Origin of the sequence: Lacrimispora sanguinis (assembly GCF_044987295.1) — a bacterium.
Classification (GTDB): Bacteria; Bacillota; Clostridia; order Lachnospirales; family Lachnospiraceae; genus Lacrimispora; species Lacrimispora celerecrescens_B.
The window spans coordinates 962,949-986,227 of the sequence record NZ_CP173277.1 but is presented as its reverse complement, the minus strand read 5'-3'; the positions used below and the strand labels follow the sequence as shown (position 1 = coordinate 986,227).

The window sequence follows — 23,279 nt, the reverse complement described above, 5'->3', positions numbered from 1 at the left end:
TAGTAAAAGAATCAATATAATGGTATAATAACTGCGACAGGCAGAGAGACTAAAACTTAGCCGGAAAATATGAAGGAGATGCCCTACAGGCATACCTTTACACCCAATAAAGTGTGGTGGGTTCAGCCCTGAATAATGGGCATAAAATAGCAAGGCTCTCAGAAAGGACGTGGAGTTATGAACAGATTTGATGCAATGAGTAAAGAAGCCATGAGTAAGCTGGAAGATCTTATGAACTCAAGCAGAGTGAATGAATTGCTTCATAGAAGGGAACAGGAAGAAAAGAAGAAAAACTGTATCCTCTGGATACTGGCTATCATAGGTGCAGTGGCGGCGGTGGCAGGAATTGCCTATACCGTATACCGTTTCTTCACACCGGACTATTTAGAAGATTTCGAAGACGATTTTGATGATGATTTCGACGATGATTTCTTTGAAGATGATAAACCGGGCGAAGGTTCTGAAGAGTAGGATCGGCATTATAAAGAGAGAGCGTGCCTCAGACAGTGAGACACGCTTTTTTGCTCGATTGAAATTGAAAAAAAATATATAGCCTGCAGCATTTGCCAGATGCGGGAATGAAAAAATTCCTGCACTCGGCTCATCGCTTGCAGAAATAAAGATAGAAGAGGAGCACGTATAGTGAAAAAGGGCGAGATATACGAAGGTACGATTGGTAGATTTGATTTTCCTGACAAGGGAGTCATTGAACTTCCGGAAGGGAAGATTACAATAAAGCATGCACTTCCCGGCCAGAAGGTACGGGTTATGATAAACAAAAAAAGAGGAGGACGCTGTGAGGGGCGGATTCTTGAGGTATTGGAGCATTCAAGCCTGGAATCGGCAGAAAATCCATGTCCTCATTTTGGAAGCTGCGGGGGCTGTGTATATCAGACAATTCCCTATGCGGAGCAGCTTAAGATCAAAGAGCAGCAGGTAAAGGATCTTATAGACGGAGTTTGTGAGGATTATGAATTTGAGGGAATTCGGCCAAGCCCTGTGGAAGCGGAATACCGGAATAAAATGGAGTTCTCCTTTGGGGATGAATATAAGGATGGCCCCTTGGCTTTGGGAATGCATAAAAGGGGAAGTTTTTATGACGTGGTGACTACTACGGAATGTAAGATAGTCAATCCGGATTTTTGTGACATCCTGAAGACGGTTAAGGAGTATTTCGAACAATTGGGAACCGGTTTTTATAAGAAGATGCAGCATACGGGATATCTGCGTCATCTTTTGGTGCGCCGGGCTGTTAAGACCGGTGAGATCCTGGTAGCCCTGGTTACCACGACACAGGAAGAGGTGGATTTGAAGCCACTGACAGATCTGTTGCTGGGACTTTCGTTAAATGGGAAGATTGTGGGCATTCTTCATATTTTAAACGATAGTCTGGCAGATGTGGTTAAGAGTGACAGGACCGATATTTTATATGGACAGGATTATTTTTATGAGGAGCTTTTAGGGCTGAAGTTCAAAATTTCCCCGTTTTCTTTCTTCCAGACCAATTCCCTTGGGGCGGAAGTATTGTATGAGACAGTCAGAGGATATGTGGGGGAGACTAAGGATAAGGTTGTCTTTGATTTATATAGCGGAACGGGTACCATTGCTCAGATCATTGCTCCGGTGGCCAAAAAGGTTGTGGGCGTTGAAATCGTTAAAGAGGCGGTGGAAGCGGCGAGAGAGAATGCAGGTCTGAATGGCCTTGAGAATTGTGAATTTATTGACGGGGATGTACTTAAGATTATTGATGAGTTGAAAGATAAGCCGGATTTGATTATTTTGGATCCGCCGAGAGATGGGATTCATCCGAAGGCGTTGGGGAAGATTATTGATTTTGGCGTGGACAGGATGGTTTATGTTTCTTGTAAGCCGACTAGTTTGGTGAGAGATTTGGTTGTTCTTCAAGAGAGAGGGTATCGGGTGGAGAAGGTTTGTTGTGTGGATATGTTTCCTTCGACGGCAAATGTGGAGACTATTTGCCTATTATCCCTGTAATGATCGTGCAAGACCTCTCAACCTGAGCTGATTAACGTATTCCTGTACGGAAGCTGATGTTTTAACTATAAAACTGATATTTAAATTCAAATACTTGGTACAAGTATAAGGGTGACTGGTATTACCTTGGCCCAGGCGGAGCTATGTGCACTTCACAGCTTGTGGAGAATTCCGGAAAGATTTATGCCGTTGATGCTGATGGAAAGATGGTAACGGAGCCGGTGACATTAACACCAGATCATGACGGTTCATTATATTATCTAGGATTATCCTTATAAAATTAAGAGGAGCAAAGTAATTAAAACTTTACTCCTCTTAAAACTAAATTCAAAGTACTAATATATCTAGCAACATCTTACAGTGTATTACTATTTGGCGTGTGTTACTCTTATTATTTTACTGTAATACATATTCCATCTATTACCATCAGATGGTGATCCATATCCATAAGTCAACCTGTAATCTCCATCAGCTATATGATAAAGAGAGTTTAATTTTTCACCAGATATAGTATGAACATACCAATCACTGGCGTTATTCTGTATTGCTCGCCACATAACTTCATTATCTGATATTCGCACGAATCTCATGGATCCACCGTTTGTCCACTTACCGCTCCTTTTTATAATTGAGAACTGGTAATTATCATCATCATTTATAACTAAGTTAACTACACTATCTTTATTACCCCATTTACCACTTTTCCATTCTGTATCGGTTAAACAATAATCGTCATAAACAATACGAGTTGCTGCAAATGTTGCAATACTTAGTGAGGCACTTATTGCTAGTGTTAATATAATGGCAAAAGTTTTTTTGAATTTTTTACTTAATTTCATATTTCATATCCCCCTTTACTGAAAAGTATCTTATTGTTGTTAAGCAACAGGTTATAATAGATATCTCCCCCCTAACGAAGATATCATAAGTAATTATTATAGGGATAGTAATTACTAGTTATAGTTTCTCACTATTTATACAATCAGTCAACAATAAACTTGACTATTTATTCTTATTTCCTCGCAATATTCGACAATTTGTCCATACGGGATATTAGAAAAAGCATTGATAAAATATAAAAAAGCATAGTTCGGACCCGCCTTAAAAAGTACTTTGCAATCGTCTTATGGCATGTTATAATAGTTATGTAGGGTGGCAGAAAGGGAAGCCACATGGTCAATCTAAAAGCAATCAATTTAATCAATTATAATGGCATGTCAATTAATCTTAATGATGTGTGTATGTCTCACACAGTATTCCTAAAAGGTCAAGTTTTAGAAGTTGCAATTTACGAGGATATGATATCCTACCTATCATAATATTGCTCAAACCACTTTGGCTGCCTTTGGCCTGTTTTTTTCCTTTTTAGTATCCGACTGCCGAAAGAATCCACAGCTTGTATGATCGGCGCCGCAACCTTCTTTATCTCTAATGTAATGGGGACACCAGTTCTTTTTACAATGGAAATAATAGATACGAAGGAGGCATAATGGGGATATGGGCATAATTGAAAGTGATAAAGAAAAGGTACATAATCTATGCAAAGCGGCCATTGCGTTAAATCATGATGATTTTAAGGCATTGATTGGCAATGTCAACGATATGTCAACGCTCAACAAGTGCTGATAAATTCTGAAATGTGTTAAAAAATACTTTGTTGTGTTTTAGTTCCTTTTACTTAGTAGACTTTATGATCCGAAAAGTGCTATAATATACTATAAAATACTAAAATATGATTTACAATCCACAAACGGCGAATGTTGAAACGGTGGTTCTGCTGGAGTGGAAAGCCCAGGAAGTCAAAGGGATTCGGAAATTTGGGCAGGATATGTAGGTTTGTTTTTTGTAGTGGTTCAGAGTAAAATATGTTTCCGAGTACCGTGGTGGGGTAAGTAAAATGAATGTTTTGGCAAAGGGTTTGAATTCCGCAGAAAGTAAAATAATTTATCCTAAACAATTAATTTTGTGATTATAGAGGAGAGGGATTACATTGAACGGAAAAGATGTAAGAGTAGGCGCATGCCTATTAGCTGGCAACATGGATAGCATGGTTCGATTTTACAGAGATACATTGGGCTTTGATACTCAATGGAATGGTGGGGATTTCGCAGAGTTTGAAACGGCAAGCGGTGAACTATCCTTGTTCATGTATAGCAGGAAAGCATTCGTGCAGGCAATTGGGGAGAGCTACGTTCCTCCAAAAGGAATCAATCAGACATTTGAAATTGCCCTTTGGTTGCCCTGTTTTGCCGATGTGGATGCGGAATATGAGCGACTATTGAAGCTGGGCGTGCAATTTCCAACTGGAGAACCCATAACCTTTTCTTTCGGCATCCGCAACTTTTACGTTGCAGATCCGGAGGGGAACCTACTAGAGATAGGCAGTACGAGCGAAACGTAGATCGGAAATTCGCTCCATCACAAAGGCTCTATGTTTGCGCACTAGTTGAGCAATTGGCTTTGCCAATAGTAAAAATAAATATACCTTGATGCCAAGGGGGTACTATGCTCTATAGTCATCCGAATTACAGCAACGAAGCATGTGGAGACGGTATGTCTACTATCTAAACAAATGTAAAAAATTGAATTAGTAATTAAATGGAGGAATATAAAATGTCAATGAAAGATATGGATAAAATGAAACAATTAATAGAGGAGAAGAAATCTAAAAGTAATTTTTTCTATGGTGAAAAAAAGATTGGTGTTGGAAAAGTTCAACAGAGACATAAGAATATCGGGACTGATTCAGAAAGAACTAAGAAAATATCCCAATAGTGTTTAAAATAAATAATCCTCTATCTCCTTTTAACAGGGGGATAGAGGATTAAGTTCGTTAAAGCGGGTAGTAATACAAAAAGGTATAAGTTTAGCATTATAGGAGAAAAAGAAACATGTGTGCATTGTGTACAATTAACACAAGGGTAAAAGAGCCCTTTGATTATAGTAATAGAGAAGATTTTCAAGTTAAATTAGTTGATTGGATTGGTGACGTTTTGTATGATATCCTTCCTGAGCATGGATACGAAGTTCGGGACGAACAAATATTTACAGCTTTTCAGATGGCTGATGCTGTTTGCAGCAAAAAAGTTCACTTAGCGGAAGCAGGACTTGGAACAGGCAAAACATTCGCTTATTTATTATCAGCAATTCCCTATGCTAGGTTTAGTGGAAAACCTGTAGTAATTGCGTGTGCTAGTACAGCACTTCAAGAACAACTTGCTGGTGACGCGGGGGATATTAAAACCCTTTCTAGGTTACTTGGATTAGAGATAGATGCTAGGATGGCAAAAGACTCACGTCAGTATATATGCGATGTTCGAGTAAATGAAAATTTAGAAGAATTCGATATGATGTCGGATGAGATTAATCAGTGGTTAAATAAAACAAAATTAGGTGAACGCTCAGAAATATCTACCGTACCAGATCGTATTTGGAAGAGGATTGGTTGGAATGAGTCTATGTCGTGTGATATTTGCATGAACCGTGGATATTGCAAACTTGTTAAGGCAAGAGAATATTATAGACTTGCGAGAGATTTAATTATTGTAGATCATGAAACATTTTTTAATGACTTATGGACAAGGGAAGAACGATTAGCGAATGGACAATTGCCGATACTTCCAAATTATTCTGCAGTTATTTTCGATGAAGGGCATAAAATACTGCTACCAGCAGCCATGCAAGCAGGACAACAAATAAACAAGGAGGAGATTGACAATATAGTCTTCACCCTTGCGGAAATACAGGGAGCAAGAGATTCATTGGTTTCAGTAACAGCTGCGATGGAACAGGCTTCTTATGACTTTTTTGAAAAAATAAATAGATCTGTGATAATAGCAGAAAGCTCAGAAAGACTATCCATTCGGATGAATGAGACGTTGCAAAAGACGGCTAAAGTATTTCGAAAGACATTAGATCACCTTCATCTAGAGATGCAGATTGAGCAAGAACTATATATAGAGTCATTATCCGCAAACCAAATACAAGCATATGAAGGGCAAATTGAAAGAGCCATAATGGCACTAGACAGATTCTGTAGAAATAACAGTACAGATATGATAGCTTGGATTGATAGAGGGGATGGTAGTTTTTGGGTTGTTCCTAGGAATTTAAATGAGATGTTAAACCGACACTTATTTCAGAAGGAGTTACCAGTGATATTTACCTCAGCAACGTTAAGTAATGAAGGGGATTTTGATTATTTTATACGAATGCTTGGATTAAAGGAACCTTCCAAATCTACGGTGGAAAGTCCTTTTGATTTAGAAAAACAAGTTGTTGTCTACTTACCACAGTCCTCACACAGTTTAGAAGAAAAGTCTACCCACGGCATTGAAAAGTTAGTATCCCTATTAAATAATAATGAGGGACGGGCTCTCGTACTTACCAATTCGATGGAAGAAGTTCGTAAAATCAGAAAGAGATTGGAAGGATATCAATTTCCATTTGATATTCTGTGGGAAGATAAAGGGGAGAGAGGGCACCTTGTACGAAGGTTTAAAGAGGAGGAATTCTCGGTATTGATTGGTGCAAATTTTTGGGAAGGAATCGATGTACCAGGTGATGCATTAACCTTACTAATCGTCTGGCAGCTACCTTTCCCGGCTCTAGATCCTCTCATTGAAGTACAACGTAAAGAGGCAAGAGAACAAGGATTAGATCCCGTCATAACAGTTGATTATCCTGAGATGGGACTTAAATTAAAACAAGGATGTGGACGGTTAATTAGAACAGAGGAAGATAAAGGAGCAATCGTTGTCTTAGATTCTGTTATAGGAACACCTTGGGAAAAAGTTGTGATGGGGTCACTGCCTTTTGGAGCGGAGATTAGGGGGATAGAAGGGCTGGAATGAGATATGATTGAAGAGAAATGTCAAGACTTATAGTTTACATTTTGTGACTTGAAGTATAAAAAAACAAATCGTATACTAAGAACGAGAGGGGTGAACAAATGCTAAAAATAGGTGATTTCTCAAAATTGACGCACGTTTCTGTAAGAATGCTGCGCTATTATGATAATCAAGGACTGCTTAAACCATCTTATATAGACCCAGCGACTGGCTATCGGCTGTACTCTGCGGATCAGGTGCCGGGGTTGCAAAAAATTGTACTACTGAGAGACCTTAATTTTGGAGTAGCTGAAACTACGCAGTTATTGCAAAACTGGAATGATACATATCTAATGCAAAGCCTTAATAACAAAATTCGAGATATTGAAGAAGTTATTGAAATGGAGAAAAAGCGTATTGAACAGATTCGTTCTGCTATCGCACATATTGAGACGGACAAATTTGACCAATATTATAATGTAACTATAAAATCCATACCTTCATATCCTGTTATATCGCTTCGCCGTAAGGTTGATAGTCATTTTGATGAAGGTAAACTTTGGAGTGAACTTATGGATTTTGTCCATCAAGAGCATATTGAGTTTGATAGATGCAGTCAAAACAATGTTGCAATTTATCACGACGATGAACACATGGACTCTGGTGTTGATATTGAAGTATGTCTTATTGTGAAGCGGTTTGGCAAGAGTAAAGGAGCTTTTACTTATCGCATGCTTGAAAATATTGATAAAATGGCTTGCATGATGGTTTATGGTCCATATGAAAATATTGCAGGTGCTTACTATTCTTTTGCAGATTGGATTGACAAAAACCACCCATATACTATGGGAAGTCCGTCTCGTCAGGTCACAATTATCGACCATGAGGATACTGATAACCCAGAAGAATACCTAACAGAGATACAAATCCCGCTAGTTGAAGTATGATTTGAAAAGATGGGCTGCCCCTTAGGGCAAGCCCTATTTTTTTTGCATTTTCTTTCGAACCCAAATGCCCAATGAGATTAGTGCAATACCTGGAATTACAAAAGGTAGAAGGATACTGACATTAGCTAAAGGACCAAATATCATCATGCCAAGTGGTGTTGCAAGTGAAGACAATAAATCTACATATGAAAAGGTACGACCCATATAAAAGTCCTCGGTACTCTCTTGTATGTGAGTGATAAGCGGTGTGTAATACAAAGGACTGCCAATTCCCATTAGGAACATCATTGCTGCAAACAGTAGAATACCTCGTGCAGGCAATAACAGGAGCATTGTCATTCCAAAAACAATAGAGGACAACCCAATGAGTTTGAAATGGGGAGCTTTTAGCTCTCTATACGCCATAAAAAGACTTGCTGACAGTGCGCCGATTGAGAACGCTGTTTCTATCACGCTGAGTACCCAAACTTCACCGCCCACATTTTTAGAGGCTAACAGTGGTGTAAGCTGTGAAGCCGGAACGACCAAGAACTGAAATAAGGTGTATAATAGAATTGCATTGCGCAATGCCCTAGAATTCATGATGTAACGAAAACCTTGCACTAGCTCCTCTCGTGTGTTTTCATTGCTTTGCCGTATTTCGGTCGATGGCACGATGATGGTAGTTAAAATAATAATACTGATTACAGCAGTCACTACATCAATTAAAAACACATACTCCATATCCATAAGGCTCATAACAAGACCGCCAAGCCCCGGCGATATCAATTGAATGACACTCCACACACCGGTATTGATACTGTTTGCTTTCATCAATTGATCCTTTGGAACAATCTGTGGCAATATACTCTTTGAAGAAGGAAGTTGGATGCCTGTTCCAAAAGAACGTAAAGCATTAAAGAAAAACACCCAGCCTATATTATCCATACCAGTAATAAAAAAAATAGCCAGTATAAAAGTGGAAATTGCTATCATAGAGTCGCTTAAAATCACAATACGCTTAGGTGGGTGACGGTCGGCAAGTATGCCACCATATAGCATCACCACAGCCTGTGGCAGAAAAGTTGTGATGGTAACACCTGCAACCAAACTACCAGAGCCAGTTCCCAGCGTGACATACCAGATAATTGCTAACGATACAACCGATGAACCAAGTAGGGATATTCCTTGGCTCAACATATACGCCGTGAGTTTATACTGCCATAATTCTTTCGACCATATTTTCATTCGTTCCCTCCTCACAGATACTTGCCAGTAACGCTTGCAGGATTTCTTTTAATTTTCTCCGGACTTCCCTCGGCCACAACCTGCCCTCCAGCATTTCCTCCCTCTGGCCCAATATCAATAATCCAGTCTGAGGCTCCGATGATTTCGGTGTTGTGTTCAATAATGTATAATGAATGTCCTGCATCAACCAATTTGCGGAAAATCAATAGCAGCTTTTCAATGTCCTGAAAGTGCAACCCAGTTGTCGGTTCATCCAATATATAGACCATATGCCTTTTTTGCTTTCCGCTCAGTTCCTTGGCAAGCTTCAGTCTTTGTGCTTCACCTCCGCTAAGAGTAACAGTGCTTTGGCCCAGTTTTAGGTAAGGCAGACCTACTTCATCCATTAGGGACAGCTTTTGCACAATTTCTTTAACATCTTCAAAAAGTAATATTGCTTCCGACACATCCATATGCAAGACATCTGCAATACTTTTTCCCTTGTAAAGAACCTCTAGCACACCCTCCTGATAGCGGCTGCCCTTACATTCTGGACAAGTAACGTAAGTGTCCGCCATATATTGAAAAGCGACTTTAATTTGCCCCTGCCCCTCACACACAGGGCATCCACCGTCCTTTGAGTTGAAGCTGAAATGGCTTTCACTAAGCCCAAGCTCATAAGCTCTGGGTTGTTTTGCAAATACGCTGCGGATAGTGTCAAAAACACCAATATAGGTTGCAGGGGTTGAGCGTGAAGACTTCCCAACTGGACTTTGATCCATCTGGACAAACCCATCAATATCCTCATATCCCTCAAAAGAGAGATAGCTGGAATCGACACACCTTTGATGGTTAATCACCTTGTTCAGTGCCGGTATCAAGGTACCAAAAATGAGTGAACTTTTCCCGGAACCGCTTACACCAGTAATACAGCACATTGTATGAAGTGGAAAACGGACGTTGATATTTTTGAGATTGTTTCCAGTACATCCGTTCAGAGTCATCCACTTGTGAGGATTTATTGTATTTTCTGGCTCACATATTTTGCTATTGCTAAGAAAACGTCCGGTAGCAGACAATGTATTTTTCATGATTTCATTCACAGTTCCTGCCGCCACAATTTCACCGCCGAAAGTTCCCGCACCAGGGCCGACATCAACGATATAATCAGCATTTAACATTGTATCCTTATCATGTTCTACAACAATAACGGTATTTCCCTTATCCCGTAGATGCTTGATTGTGTCAATCATCAGATGATGATCTCGTGGGTGCAACCCGATGGAGGGCTCGTCAAGGATATAGGTAAGACCAATTAGTTCACTGCCAAGCTGGCTAGACAACCGTACACGCTGTAATTCACCACCTGAAAGGGTTGGAGCGGTTCGACTCAAAGTTAAATATGGCAAACCAACTTGTAAGAGATTTACAATTCGATTTTGAATTTCGAGCAGAACTTCTTCGGCTTTGCTTTTCTGATTATCTGAAAGCAATTCCTGCAAGTTGCATACCCAATTCCAGAGCTTGTCAATGGGCATCTTTGTTAGTTCGGGCAAACGGTATCCCATAATTGTTGTGTAGCGGGCTTCATAGCACAACAATTCTCCGTGACAGGTGGGGCAGGGAATTTCCCGCATATATTCTTTTTGTGGATTATCATTTGACTTGGATTCTCGGAATAATCGCTGTATATGGCTTACTGCTCCAGCTGCGGGGCGTTTGATTTCTGTATCACGTCCTCCGGAATTATATTTAAAGCTGTAAATTTTATCCCCTGTGCCGTAAAATACTGCTTGTCTGAATTCATTGGGTAAATCATTCCAAGGCAGATCTAAATCCACGTTCATATCGGCTGCTATTGCATATAATTCTCCAAGCATCCAGTTTCCTGTTGGTTTTTTACCACGCAGCTTTCCAAAGTAGGAAGTAGCTCCATCTAATACAGATAGGTCGCCATTCACCACAATAGTATCCGGGTTAACTTCATATAAAATTCCAAGCCCATTGCAGGTATGGCATGCCCCTACATGAGCATTGGCATTAAACGTTGATGCTGTCAGCCCTTGAAACAGGCTACCGCAAACAGGACAACGATTTTTACTTTTGCTATCTTTTTGAACAGGCACTCCGCAATAAGGGCAATGGGGTATTCCGATTGCAACATATAGCATTCGCAGATGATCCAAAATACCTGTCAGCGTTCCAACGGTAGAACGAGGGTTTTGACTTCCTTTTTTCTGCTCAATTGCAATGGTGGGAGTGAGCCCTTGTATCGTATCAAAATCCGGTTTTTCTATCTGTTCCTGCATTTTAGCAGCATTTGACATATTATCGAGATATCGACGTTTTCCCTCTGCATAAATTGTGTCAAAAGCTAGAGACGATTTACCGCTTCCACTTACACCTGTGATGACAGTTAGCTTTTCTTTTGGAATGGTCACATTCACATTTTTTAAGTTGTTTTGACGACACCCTTTTAACACCAATTGATGGTTATTATCTTTCACGGGGGTAACTACAGTTCGTTCTTTTGCTGAAGGAATTATAGAAAACTTTGTCTCCAGCATATCGGGGCTCAACGTTTCGTATTGCCCCTCAATACCAAACAGCTTAAGTTTTGAATGGATAGCCTCCATGTACTCCGCAGGCAAACGTTTTTGAAATGCTAAGATTTCTTCTTCCGTGATGTTAGGATTTGTGGTAAGCATAGCCATTTCATCTAAAATGTCCTTTTCCTGTCGACTTAGATTATTATATTTTTTCGTACTAAGCTCCGTCCACAAATCCCACGGCAGGAGTTCCATAGCAAGTAGGCTGTTGAAATCATGTAATAGATTCCCTTTGACGGAATGCCAACCCTTCCAGTTTTTATTGTAGCCAAAATCCTCCGGATGTCGCTCTCCCAAACGGCATAGCGTCCACGCTTGCCCTCCAAGTAGATATCCTGCATCTGACGGCATATTTTCTGTGTCAAAAGTCACCCCAAAATGAGCCTTCTGAATGCCATCAAGCTGTGCGTCTACACGCACCCAATGATGTTTTTCTTTGTCGTAATATTCAATAAGCCAGTGATCTTCATACATTAGTTCACTTTCAAAATAATTGGCAAAGCCAACACGCAGTCTTGCAGGAATACCCTTATGCCGTAGAAAAGATAAGAAGAGTAGAGAGTAATCTCTGCACATTCCAATCAGACGCAGATTTGCGGGTCTTGTGTCTAACAGGGAACTTTGGTTGAATTGTAATAATTTCTCTAACATTTGCGGGACAGTGCGTAACAATTCTTCATCCATCTGTCTTTTGCTGAACGTAGTGTTGTACAGCTTTCCTTGGTCACCATGAATGACTAATCCTTGCACTATTTTCAGTAATTCCTTCGGAGATGCTGGTAAATCTTTGTATTTGTCTATAAACTGCTTGGGATTAGTTATAATGCTTTGCTTCGAGTAAATCTTAAAATTCATTTTCATATCCCTCCTTTGAAATTGACCTTAAGCCTTGACACGGTGTCAGAGTCAAGCGGCTTTTTATCTGTTTGAGATAACAGCATAAATAAGTCCAAGCAATGGTGATATTCGGACATTTCAGTATGCTTTTTTTTCATCGAAAGCAGTTCTGCATATTCGGCTTGCAAGGTCTTAGCCGTAGGCAACTTTTTTACACCCAATTCATTAAAAGCCGCCTTTGCTACTTTATGCAAAGCAGGCTCAGTATGGTGTTCCGCATAAAACTTTTGGGAATAGCCTGCTTTGCGGTAGGTGGTGTAAACATCTCGAGTTTTCGCATAATTTATTCATAACTTCTCTTTTGAAAGATCAACGGGCTTGGAAATAAGTTTGCTTCATTATAGGGAAAGCAGATATTGACTTTGACGTTAGGTCAAGTGGTATAATCACAGCAGATTGATAAGGAGGGCTAAAATGGATTTTATTAAAATAACTGAAGTGACAGAAAAATTCGGTGTTTCTTCAAGAACGCTCCGCTATTATGAGCAGGTAGGCCTGCTGAAAAGTGAGCGTCCGTCCTTTGAAAAATATCGCTACTATGACTGCGAAAACATCAACCGTCTTCAACAGATTTTAGTACTGCGTAAAATGCAAATTCCAATTAGGGACATTTTAAGGATTTATGAGTACCAGGACATGGAAACTCTGGTGCAAAGCTTTGTAAATCGTATGGAGTCAATCGACAGCGAAATCAACACATTATCCCAGTTAAAATCCTATGTGAATGACTTTATGAAAGCTATGAATGAACATGGGATCACGCAGATTTCCGCGCTGCCCCTGCTTTACGAGAAGGTGGAAGAAGAACTATTGTCTGCACCTAAGCAGGATTTAACAATGGAGAAGTTGAATACTCTTTCGGAAAGGCTGGCAAAGCCGCTGAATATGGATATTGTGGCTCTGCCACCTATGCTTGTGATTACCTCCATAAAAACAGATAATGGAAGGTCGGAAATAGAAAGCTTTTGGGACTGGCTTTCCGCCAATCAAATCCCTTTTGGCAAACCGGGAAGCCGTACACTGTTTGAGTATCAAAGTTCAGAGGATATTGTTCTCATGCAAAAACTCCCGGAACAAATTGCCAATATGAAAGGAGCGGACAGCTTGTCAGAGGAATGCCCGTTTGAATGTAGGGAGTTTTCGGGCGGCTTGTTCGCAGTTTCGTCGGCGTATGCAGACGAGGACCTAAGGGCTTTACAACACCGTATGCTGCAAGGCTTTGATGATAATCCTGGCTATGAGATTGATTTTTTGCACAGTGGCAGCCCACGCCATGAAACGTTAATAGAAGCAGTATTTTCTCCTGAAAACAATCGGGAGCGAATTAACCTCTATCTCCCTGTCCGGCAGCGTAAGCCAAACTTTACGGATTATCCGGAATTTGAAACAACAGAAAACACCTCACTTGATGAAATCGAAAAAGCAAACCCCATTTTGCGGGAATATATGGTTGATTTTCATAAAATCACACCGGTTTATCATCCTCATTTTCAGGTTTTAGAAAACGGAGAAGCTGAATTTATCGCTTGGATTTCTCAAAGGAAGCTGGATACCAACGTGGCGGTAAGGCTTCCCTTTCGGGTCGATATTGAATTTTTTGCCGAGGAAAAGAGTGAAGAGTACCTTTGGGGAACCACCGAAGGAAGCCTATGGTTTTCCCACGGAAGCTGCACCTACACCATAAATGCCGAGAACTATGCGGATAATGCCTTGAAGCAGCATGCGATAGCTTTTCAGCAGCCAGTGCTGGAGAATGAGTATTCATATCCAAAAATCGGGGATATTCCTCATGACCGGTATAACAGGCTGACATGGATTGTAGGGGAAAAGCATTTTGCGGTTGTTTTAAACAGCCAAGTTCGCTTTTGTGGTGTAAATTTCCCATATATGAATATGAATTTATATCTGCAAGCACCCCAGTCCATTATTATCGGAACCAACGGACAAGGGAAAAAGTTGTTCCGTTCCATTAAGGTTTCTCAGCTGAAAACTGCACCGAAAACAAATACCACACAGGGAGCATTGCAAATGAATGTGAAACAAAGCAATAACACTTTACCGAATTTGCGCCAAATTGTACACGGCGAATACGGGCAGAACTATTGGTTCAACGGCTGTGCGGCTTATGTTATGGAATGTTTAGGTGAACAAGATTATGACTATTGGTTTTTTGCGGGTTTGACAGGTGAAAACTTCGTACAGGTTTATTCAAAGGACCATTTTCGGGGGGACGGTGTGATGGATTACCGTATGAGTGAACCCGGGAATCATACCGTGGTGGAAGAAATTTTTACAAAAATCGGATATGCATCCACCTTTGTCCCCCTTGTACAAATTCTCAAAAATAAGGAGTTGTATATCCAATCCCTAATATCCTATATTGACAGGAGCATTCCCGTCATTTTGAATGATTATGGGAAAAACCCGCATAACCGCTTTGGGTTCGGTGTTTTAGTCGGTTATGAGGATTACGGAAAAACTCTGTTGTATATGTGTGGAGGCGGAAAAGAGCCGGATCGGATTTCTGCTGCTGATTTATTGACGGACGACTATCAGAACGAAACGGGCCACTGCCACGGCTGGCTGTTTATCGGTGAAAAGCAGGAAAACAGGGCTTTAGGGGAAATTTGTCGGGAGCGGATTTTATCCCTGCCGCAGATGCTCGGTTATGAAAACAGACATTACTGCTTTGGAGTAAAGGCGTTTCGCATATGGGCAGACCAAATTGACGGCGGCTATTTTGAGCGGGTAAAAATCGGTGAATTTAATAACTGGGATATGCATACCGTGTATGTTTGCTGTCTTGCCACGAACAGCGGCGGCTGTAAGGGCTTTTTGGAAAAGGCACTTGAACTGAATCCCGATATGACTTTTATCAATGACGTGATTGCACTTTATGCAAAAACAGGACGCTACTGGAATAATGATAATGGCACAGATTTAGAAGCACTGGGCGGTGGCTTTAACGTCACGCTGGATGTTTTACAGGATGAATTCATGCGTAAAAGGATTGCACATAAATTACGGGACTTTGCCGATTGTATGGACCAGGTTGTGACCGTGATTAAACGTTTTAGTGCAGAGAAGTAAAGTGACAAATTTGAATTTATCGTTGGGATAAAATACTTTACGGATTTGAAAAGCATCAATAGGAGGTGTGTTATGCTGGGAAAGGCAATATATTTAATTACTGGTGTTATGGCATCTGGAAAATCAACGGTTGCGGAACTGCTTGCTTCAGAATTTGGAAACTGCGTACACCTGCGCGGTGATATATTTCGTACAATGATTGTATCAGGACGTGCAGAGATGTCCGTACAGCCGTCCGACGAAGCAGTCCGACAGTTACATCTGCGCTATCGCTTGACCGCAGATGTGGCCAGAACCTATTATGATAGCGGGTTTTCCGTTGTAATGCAGGATAATTACTACGGCGAAGAGCTTTCACACATATTAGATATGCTGGGGGATCGGAGTGTTCATGTAATAGTGCTTTGTCCAAATGTGGAAACAGTAAAGAAGCGTGAGGCATTGCGGGGAAAGGTTGGGTATATCGGTTTTACGCCAGAAGCACTGTATGCGGACTTCATTAGGGAAACTCCTAAAATTGGATTTTGGCTTGACACCTCAGATCAGTCGCCGGAGCAATCGGTTAGGGAAATTTTGTTACACTTCAGGGGATCTGTATGCTAATGTCGAGATTTGTCGAATGAAAACTTAGATTATAATATACGTATTGACTATAACATGGTAAGATGATAGAAATAATTAAATCCGGAGGGGAATTTGATGAAAAAGAGTTGTCAATTATTATTAGCTGTTTTGCTGGCATTTGTTGTCACGGTGTCACCTGTTGTATCTGCATTCGAAACCCCAGTTTTGATTACTGCACAAGCTCATTCGGGAAGAACTGATTCAAGTGGTGGACATAAGGACAACAAAAATAAAAGCGGGCTTGGAAGTTACCATTATCATTGTGGCGGATACCCAGCTCATTTACACAGTGGCGGTGTTTGCCCTTATAAGACAAAGGTATCAACAACTGCATCAACAACTACGGTAGAGACGGTATCAAAAGATACAGAAACGGTAAAGGCGGTACAGGGAGCATTGAATGAAAGAGGATATGACTGTGGAACGCCAGACGGAATTATGGGGAAGAAGACGAAAAGTGCATTGATGAAATTTCAGGAAGACAATGGTTTGACTGTAGATGGAATCATTGGTGAACAAGTGACAATAGCACTGGAAATCAATCTACAGTAATAGCATAATGGTATATTTAGTACCGATTATATATAGTTGGAACAGGGTTATTTACCTGTTCCATTTAAAATTGTATCTGTTTTTGCTGTTGGAAGATGTCATCGATTCTAAAATTGGTAATTTACATTTTTCACGTTGAATGATTAGAAAAAAAGAGTCAGAGGTTAGTCTTATTGATTCAGAAAATGGAAATGCTTATGCTGTTGAGAATGGTGTGGAGAAACAGCCGATAGTAGAAAACAAGGGACAGGAATAATAAACTGTGCCTTGTTTTCTATTGTGAGTGTTGCTTTGAACACACAGTGTGGAGGAAATCAACAATAAGAACATTTGTTTGCTTTATCCATAATAATATGGTATATTATCTCTATAGGCCGCAATAAAAGAATTGTGATGAAGATGATAATTAATTGAGTTTGTTTACAGCAGTCAAAGATTGAAAGGAATAGACTTTTAAGAGAGAGTTATATCAAAAAAAGGAGGTAGCGGGTATTTCTCGTAATTAAAATGCGTATGAACAAAATTGACAAGAAATATAAATCTGTTAAAATACCGGGCCAGATTTCTTTTTTTGAAGAAAAGGAAAATCAATTAAAACAGTTTCTGCAAAATGTCACTCCTGTATCCTTTGAAGATGAGGTTTTTGCTGAGATTGAAATTGACGGAGGAACAAACAACAATCAGGCATTTTCTACACCTCAGCCGCAAGTAGTAAATCCTATCGTTGATGAGAATCGTAAGATATTTAATGAAATGAGACAAATAGCAAGAGATACCCAGCTTCCTTCTAATTTCAATTCTCATTTTTATAACAAACAAACACGGATTAGTAATTCAAAAGTATTCTATAAACAAGCTGTTTTCATGAAGGATTACGAGGATGATTACAATGGCTATGTAGAATTTTCGAACTATTTTCCTTATTACCAGCAAATGAGTTATGCGCAGCTCAGAACATATTTTACATGGCGGACTGATGTAAGAAAAGGTAATGTCACAAATGTTTCATTATCATATGCCTTTGTTTATATTTACGAGCTGATTCATAATATCGGAGCGGCTGACTCTCAGGAAGGACTTGATAAGCTAATGTTTTTCTGGAGAGCTTTCAAGCGTTTTGACTCTTCGATTGATAAATATATGATTAAGTGGATAAAGGACTACCATATTTATTATGATCTCCCGAAGCCATTTAAGGAATTTGTCTGCGAAAACAATCTACAAGCACATTATGCCAAAGTATTCATGTACGAAACAGACATGAACGACAACTTTGATTTATTTTGCAATGTTTCAAAGTATGATGTCAGAAAATCAGTTTTTTTTACCGATGATACAAAAGGGCAGCTCAGTGATTGTTTTTGTACGGTAATCCAAAAACTTAGATTTGTTTTTAATAGTGCAGGTATCATTTTTGACGATTTGATTTTTTATCCGACGAATAAGATGTCTGTATGGACGCCTTTCAAGGATGCATTGTTTTATTCAGCAATTAATAGACCGGATAAGAAAGTTGTGTTTTCCGATAAAGAAATATATATATGTTCTCAAAACTTTTGGTCTTTTAGTTCCACACTGGCTATGAATAGCGGTCGGCAACTCATTGGCTATATTATGAAACAAACAGAATCCGAGTTAAGAAAAGTTACAAAATTTAAACACAAGCTGTCTGCTGATATTCATTTAGTTGACAAAGAACTTATAAAGAAACTTGAATCTGTGGGCCTTTCCCTTGAAAATATAATTCACGAAGCGGTGATTGAGTATTACAAAGAATCAACGAAAATTGTTGTATCCGTGGATGAAACTTCTCTTCATAAAATAAGACTTGAAGCTGATGACACTCAGGAAAAACTGATCGTGCCAGATATCGAACCTATGATGTATTTTGAATCAAGCATAGCAGAGACTAGTCCTGCTATATCTCAAACTGTTTTTACCGACGCTCCTATAGCAATGCAAGACAATTGGACAAGTCTTTTTCATATACTCGGCGAAACAGAAGTGAATGCGCTTAAATTAATACTTCAAGGGGATACAAATCTGAAGCATTTTGCAGATGCCAACGGAGTTATGCTGGAAGTGTTGGCTGACAGTATTAATGAAAAGGCGATTGACACAATCGGTGATAACATTCTTGAACTTGACGATAGTCTGACTATATATGAAGAATATATAAATAAAATTAAGGAAATGGTGTAATATAATGGAAAATAAGTTGCCGTTGAGGATAGCCAATATACTGATAAATGCATTAAAGGGCGGTGTCGTTCCCCGCATAGGACTTGAATACATCACCGTAGGGCGAACACAGGAAATCGCAGCGATTTTACATGATATTGAAATGATTGAGGATGGAAGTGCTTCTTTTCGATTTATTGTTGGTAAGTATGGCAGCGGTAAGAGCTTTCTACTTCAAACCATACGCAATTATGCTACAGCAAAAGGCTTTGCTGTGGTTGATGCTGACCTTTCCCCTGAGAGACGGTTTGCGGGAACAAAAGGGCAGGGACTTGCAACATACAAAGAACTGATCCAAAACCTTTCAACGAAATCTAAGCCGGATGGTGGTGCACTGCCGTTGATTTTGGAAAAATGGATCTCAGGCATACAGGCGTCCATAAGAGCACAGTCCGATGCAGAAGGCGAAGCGTTCAATCGATTAGTTGAAAAACAGATATATGCCGTAGCTGGTTCTCTTGAGGGCATGGTCAACGGTTTTGAGTTCGCCAAGGCAGTTGCTGCTTATTGGAGAGCCTACCAACAAGATGATGCCGCAATGAAATCAAATGTACTGAAGTGGTTTCGTGGCGAATATGCATCCCGTAAAGAAGCAAAGGCAGATTTGGATATTAATTTCATTGTTACGGATGAAACATGGTATGATTTTTTGAAATTATTTGCTGCTTTTTTAGTAAACGCCGGATATAAAGGGCTATTGGTTTTCATTGATGAACTTGTCAATATTTATAAGATTCCAAACTCCATCACAAGACAAAATAATTATGAAAAAATTCTGACTATGTATAATGACGTGTTACAGGGCAAGGCAAAGCATATTGGATTTTTAATCGGCGGTACACCTCAGTGCATTGAAGATAAATACAAAGGTATGTTCAGTTATGAAGCTCTTCGGTCTCGCCTTGCAGAAGGACATTTTGCCACTGACGAGATGAAGGACTTAACCGCTCCTATTATTAGGCTGCAAATGCTTACGCAAGAAGAGGTGTATGTACTCGTTGAAAAGCTGCGGGACATTCATGCACAGCTATACAACTATACACCAACGATGAATCATGAGGATTTATTGTACTTTCTGACCGTGGAATATAATCGTGTTGGTGCAGGCACACATATCACTCCGAGAGAAATCATCCGTGATTTCATCGAACTTGTCAATATTCTGCATCAGAACCCAAATAGAAGTGTGTCTGATATTTTAGGCAGCAACAGCTTTGAGATGGCCAAGGGTGGTCTGTCCGATGAAACGATACACAGTGATTTTTTAGATTTCGAGGTGTAAACGAAGATGGATGTATTTAACAGACTTGCTCCTTTCATACAGGATTTCATATATCAGAACAAATGGGAGGAATTACGTGGAAATCAGGTTGCCTCTTGCGAGGTCATTTGGGGCAGTGATGACAATTTACTGCTTTCCTCTGGCACAGCCTCTGGTAAAACCGAAGCGGCTTTTTTGCCTGTGCTTACAGAGCTGTATGAGAAACCTTCCCGTTCGGTAGGCGTAATGTATATTTCACCGCTGAAAGCTCTTATTAACGATCAGTTCAAACGTCTTGAGCAATTACTTGTTGATTCCCATATTCCTGTTTGCAAATGGCATGGTGACGCATCACAAACCAAGAAAAATGAGTTAATCAAGCATCCGGAAGGGATTATCCAAATCACCCCGGAATCACTTGAAAGCCTTCTAACCAATAAGCGTGGCGCATGTCTCCAAATGTTCTCTGATTTGCGGTTTATCATTATTGATGAAGTACATCAGTTTATGCGCGATGCACGCGGTATTCAGCTGTTATGCATTTTAGAACGTCTTCAAAAGCTGACTGGCGTAAATCCAAGGCGCATCGGCCTTTCGGCAACGCTCGGTGATGTTTCTTCCGCACAGAACTGGCTCAATACAGGAACTGGACGTAACTGTGCCGCTCCCATAACGGAAGATGGAAAGAAGCGTATCAAGCTTCACGTAGAACGTTTTGTTAACCTACACGATGAGCGTGATATCGCTGACAACGACGCAAGCGATAACAAGGTTGTAACAGGCGGGAATATGGGTGATCGTGAGCATTATGAATATTTATTTAAGATGACGCTTGACAAAAAGACTATCATCTTTACAAACAGCCGGGAAGAAACCGAACTTGTTATGGCGAATCTTCGTGAAATTGCGCTACAAAAAAAGGCGCCAGATGTTTACCGGGTTCATCACGGAAATGTTTCTGCGTTGCTTCGTGAAAACACGGAGGATGAAATGAAATCAAGTGATGATAAAATTGTCACAGGTGCAACTGTTACATTGGAGTTAGGTATTGACATTGGTTCGCTCGATCAGGCAGTACAGATCGGCGCCCCGCTTAGCGTTTCCAGTTTTGCACAGCGGCTTGGCAGATGTGGACGCCGAGGCCAGGTTCCGCAACTCCTATTTACCTTTGTTGAAGATATCCGAATCAATCCAGCTGATACACTGGGGCCTATCAATTGGGAGTTTATCCGAACGATTGCTATTATTGAGCTGTATATAAAGGACCATTGGATAGAACCAATATATCCCCATCATCATGCGTATAACCTTTTGTACCATCAAACGATGAGCCACTTAAAAAGCAGTGGTGAACTGTCCCCTGCAGCTCTTGCGCAGGCTATCCTTACTTTGGGCTGCTTTCGCCATATTTCCCAGGAGGATTATAAACAGTTATTGACTCATCTTATTAACATTGAGCAATTACAGAGAACAGAACATGGGGGGGTGATGATTGGCAGAGAAGGAGAAAAGATTGTAAATAGTCATCATTTTCTCACGGTTTTCCTTGCACCGGAATATTTGCTTGTTAAAGATGAAAACCGCACAATCGGTACTGTTGATAAGATTTACCCTGTTGGAACTCGTTTTGCATTGGCGGGCATGACATGGGAAACGGTTGATGTCAATACAAAATCAAAGGTTATTTTTGTTAAAAAAGTACCAGGTATTTCAGTCGTTGACTGGGACGTGGATTTCGATGCGGAGCTGCATACTGTTTTAGTAAAAAAGGTCCGCAGCATTCTTCAAGGTGATTTGTCGTATCCGTACTTGAGTGAAAGGTGCCGTGAACGATTAACGGAAATACAATACATTGCTCGAAATAGCGGTATTTTAGAAAATCTGGTTACCCCTCTTTCCGATATAAAATATGCGGTGTTCCCTTGGGTGGGGACACGACAGCTATTAACTCTACATTATGCGTTGTTGAAAAGGAAAATAAAAAGTAAACATCCTTGGATTACTTGTGTCTATTTAGAGGTGAATTTTACTGGAACGAAAGAAGAATTGGAATATATTATTTCCGATATTATAAAATCTGATCTGGATTTATATGAGCTTCCTTTACCTGAGAAAATACAGATTGACGGTAAATATAACGAGTTTATTCCTTTTCACTTACTACGCAAACAATTTATTGAGGACTATTTGGATTTTGAAGGGTTAAAAGAGGCACTTGAGTAAAGGGGAGCTGTATTTATGGGGAACAATAAACGAGACAGAGATTTGCAAATCAAGTAATGTGGATACAGTGGTATTATTTTCCTTATAAATACGTTGTTTTATAGGAATCAAAAGCCCTGTTATGGGGGGATTGCCTACGAATAGCCTATGTTATTTTTAGATGTTGGCAACCTCCTCAAATATGGTTAGGCAGTGCCTATAAGATAAATAAATTCCAATTTGAAGTATAGATTATTTATATTTGACGAAAGAAAATAGGTGAATGCTATGGTTGAAACAATATATTTTGCAGGTGGCTGTTTATGGGGTGTACAAGCATTTATCAAAACACTAAAAGGTGTTATTAATACTCAAGCAGGACGGGCAAATGGTCACTCAAATACTCTCGAAGGCGAGTATGATGGATATGCTGAATGCGTAAAAACAGAATTTGACTCTGATATTGTAACTATTTCTCAACTAATGGATTATTTTTTTGAGACTATAGATCCATACAGTATGAATAAACAAGGGAATGATGTTGGAAAAAAATATCGTACAGGTGTATACAGTAAAGTGCCTCAACATTTGGAAGATGCCAAGAATTATATAACAGAAAGAGCAGATAGGGAAAAAATTGTAGTGGAAGTCATGCCACTTATGAATTACGTTAAAAGTGCAGATGAACATCAAGATCGATTAGATAGGTGCCCGAATGATTATTGTCATATTCCTAAAGAATTATTACATAAATATTCATAACCAACTGATATGCATAATGGGAAATTGAATTGAATGGAATGTTTTTCAGGCATTCAGCTTATAT

The 23,279-nt window shown here is 39.8% G+C and carries 17 protein-coding genes and 3 pseudogenes; 16 read left to right on the top strand and 4 right to left on the bottom strand.

Annotated features, from left to right (window positions below; genetic code table 11):
• Positions 1–177 precede the first annotated feature (177 nt).
• The 3 genes and pseudogenes from ACHZES_RS04645 to ACHZES_RS04635 form a co-directional block, all read left to right on the top strand.
• A complete protein-coding gene (locus ACHZES_RS04645) occupies positions 178–471 on the top strand; it encodes a hypothetical protein (RefSeq protein WP_025232686.1) in 294 nt (97 codons plus the stop codon).
• 171 nt (positions 472–642) lie between these two features.
• The gene (gene rlmD, locus ACHZES_RS04640; protein WP_353655190.1) at positions 643–1,995 is read left to right on the top strand and encodes a 23S rRNA (uracil(1939)-C(5))-methyltransferase RlmD; all 1,353 of its coding nucleotides are present in this window, start codon (positions 643–645) and stop codon (positions 1,993–1,995) included.
• Positions 1,996–2,108: 113 nt separating this feature from the next.
• Positions 2,109–2,273 (top strand): annotated as a pseudogene (locus ACHZES_RS04635) (cell wall-binding protein); the annotation flags it as partial.
• A 90-nt stretch (positions 2,274–2,363) separates the two neighbouring features.
• Here ACHZES_RS04635 and ACHZES_RS04630 read toward each other — a convergent pair.
• Positions 2,364–2,834 (bottom strand): hypothetical protein, encoded by a 471-nt coding sequence (locus tag ACHZES_RS04630; RefSeq protein ID WP_395547742.1) that lies wholly within the window; start codon positions 2,832–2,834, stop codon positions 2,364–2,366.
• A 658-nt stretch (positions 2,835–3,492) separates the two neighbouring features.
• Here ACHZES_RS04630 and ACHZES_RS04625 point away from each other — a divergent pair.
• The 5 genes from ACHZES_RS04625 to ACHZES_RS04605 all read left to right on the top strand — a co-directional run bounded on the left by ACHZES_RS04625 (position 3,493) and on the right by ACHZES_RS04605 (position 7,771).
• Positions 3,493–3,621 (top strand): hypothetical protein, encoded by a 129-nt coding sequence (locus ACHZES_RS04625; RefSeq protein ID WP_286173424.1) that lies wholly within the window; start codon positions 3,493–3,495, stop codon positions 3,619–3,621.
• Between the two features lie 364 nt (positions 3,622–3,985).
• On the top strand, positions 3,986–4,396 hold the full coding sequence (locus tag ACHZES_RS04620; RefSeq protein WP_092246554.1) for a VOC family protein: 411 nt from the start codon (positions 3,986–3,988) through the stop codon (positions 4,394–4,396).
• Positions 4,397–4,608: 212 nt separating this feature from the next.
• The gene (locus tag ACHZES_RS04615) at positions 4,609–4,770 is read left to right on the top strand and encodes a hypothetical protein (protein WP_156961205.1); all 162 of its coding nucleotides are present in this window, start codon (positions 4,609–4,611) and stop codon (positions 4,768–4,770) included.
• A 116-nt stretch (positions 4,771–4,886) separates the two neighbouring features.
• On the top strand, positions 4,887–6,848 hold the full coding sequence (locus tag ACHZES_RS04610) for an ATP-dependent DNA helicase (protein ID WP_395547743.1): 1,962 nt from the start codon (positions 4,887–4,889) through the stop codon (positions 6,846–6,848).
• A 98-nt stretch (positions 6,849–6,946) separates the two neighbouring features.
• Positions 6,947–7,771, top strand: a complete 825-nt coding sequence (locus ACHZES_RS04605; RefSeq protein ID WP_395547744.1) for a MerR family transcriptional regulator — start codon at positions 6,947–6,949, stop codon at positions 7,769–7,771.
• Between the two features lie 33 nt (positions 7,772–7,804).
• Here ACHZES_RS04605 and ACHZES_RS04600 read toward each other — a convergent pair whose 3' ends face one another.
• The 3 genes and pseudogenes from ACHZES_RS04600 to ACHZES_RS04590 form a co-directional block, all read right to left on the bottom strand.
• Positions 7,805–8,998, bottom strand: coding sequence for an MFS transporter (locus ACHZES_RS04600; RefSeq protein WP_038282326.1), 1,194 nt, complete (start codon positions 8,996–8,998; stop codon positions 7,805–7,807).
• An 11-nt stretch (positions 8,999–9,009) separates the two neighbouring features.
• Entirely contained in the window at positions 9,010–12,441 is a 3,432-nt protein-coding gene (uvrA, locus tag ACHZES_RS04595) for an excinuclease ABC subunit UvrA (protein ID WP_395547745.1), read from the bottom strand.
• Positions 12,442–12,548: 107 nt separating this feature from the next.
• Positions 12,549–12,770 (bottom strand): annotated as a pseudogene (locus tag ACHZES_RS04590) (relaxase); the annotation flags it as partial.
• Between the two features lie 127 nt (positions 12,771–12,897).
• Between ACHZES_RS04590 and ACHZES_RS04585 the strand changes: the two are divergent.
• The 8 genes and pseudogenes from ACHZES_RS04585 to ACHZES_RS04550 all read left to right on the top strand — a co-directional run bounded on the left by ACHZES_RS04585 (position 12,898) and on the right by ACHZES_RS04550 (position 23,215).
• On the top strand, positions 12,898–15,573 hold the full coding sequence (locus tag ACHZES_RS04585; protein WP_395547746.1) for a MerR family transcriptional regulator: 2,676 nt from the start codon (positions 12,898–12,900) through the stop codon (positions 15,571–15,573).
• Between the two features lie 72 nt (positions 15,574–15,645).
• A complete protein-coding gene (locus ACHZES_RS04580; protein WP_038282320.1) occupies positions 15,646–16,176 on the top strand; it encodes an AAA family ATPase in 531 nt (176 codons plus the stop codon).
• A 96-nt stretch (positions 16,177–16,272) separates the two neighbouring features.
• Positions 16,273–16,506 (top strand): annotated as a pseudogene (locus ACHZES_RS04575) (YHYH domain-containing protein); the annotation flags it as partial.
• Positions 16,507–16,593: 87 nt separating this feature from the next.
• On the top strand, positions 16,594–16,749 hold the full coding sequence (locus ACHZES_RS04570) for a peptidoglycan-binding protein (RefSeq protein WP_404820384.1): 156 nt from the start codon (positions 16,594–16,596) through the stop codon (positions 16,747–16,749).
• 513 nt (positions 16,750–17,262) lie between these two features.
• Positions 17,263–18,951, top strand: coding sequence for a TerB N-terminal domain-containing protein (locus ACHZES_RS04565; RefSeq protein WP_395547747.1), 1,689 nt, complete (start codon positions 17,263–17,265; stop codon positions 18,949–18,951).
• A gap of 4 nt (positions 18,952–18,955) precedes the next feature.
• Positions 18,956–20,272, top strand: coding sequence for an ATP-binding protein (locus tag ACHZES_RS04560; protein WP_154524387.1), 1,317 nt, complete (start codon positions 18,956–18,958; stop codon positions 20,270–20,272).
• A gap of 6 nt (positions 20,273–20,278) precedes the next feature.
• Positions 20,279–22,474, top strand: coding sequence for a DEAD/DEAH box helicase (locus ACHZES_RS04555; RefSeq protein WP_395547748.1), 2,196 nt, complete (start codon positions 20,279–20,281; stop codon positions 22,472–22,474).
• A 267-nt stretch (positions 22,475–22,741) separates the two neighbouring features.
• Positions 22,742–23,215: a peptide-methionine (S)-S-oxide reductase gene (locus ACHZES_RS04550; RefSeq protein WP_395547749.1), complete on the top strand. Its 474-nt coding sequence runs from the start codon at positions 22,742–22,744 to the stop codon at positions 23,213–23,215.
• Positions 23,216–23,279 lie beyond the last annotated feature (64 nt).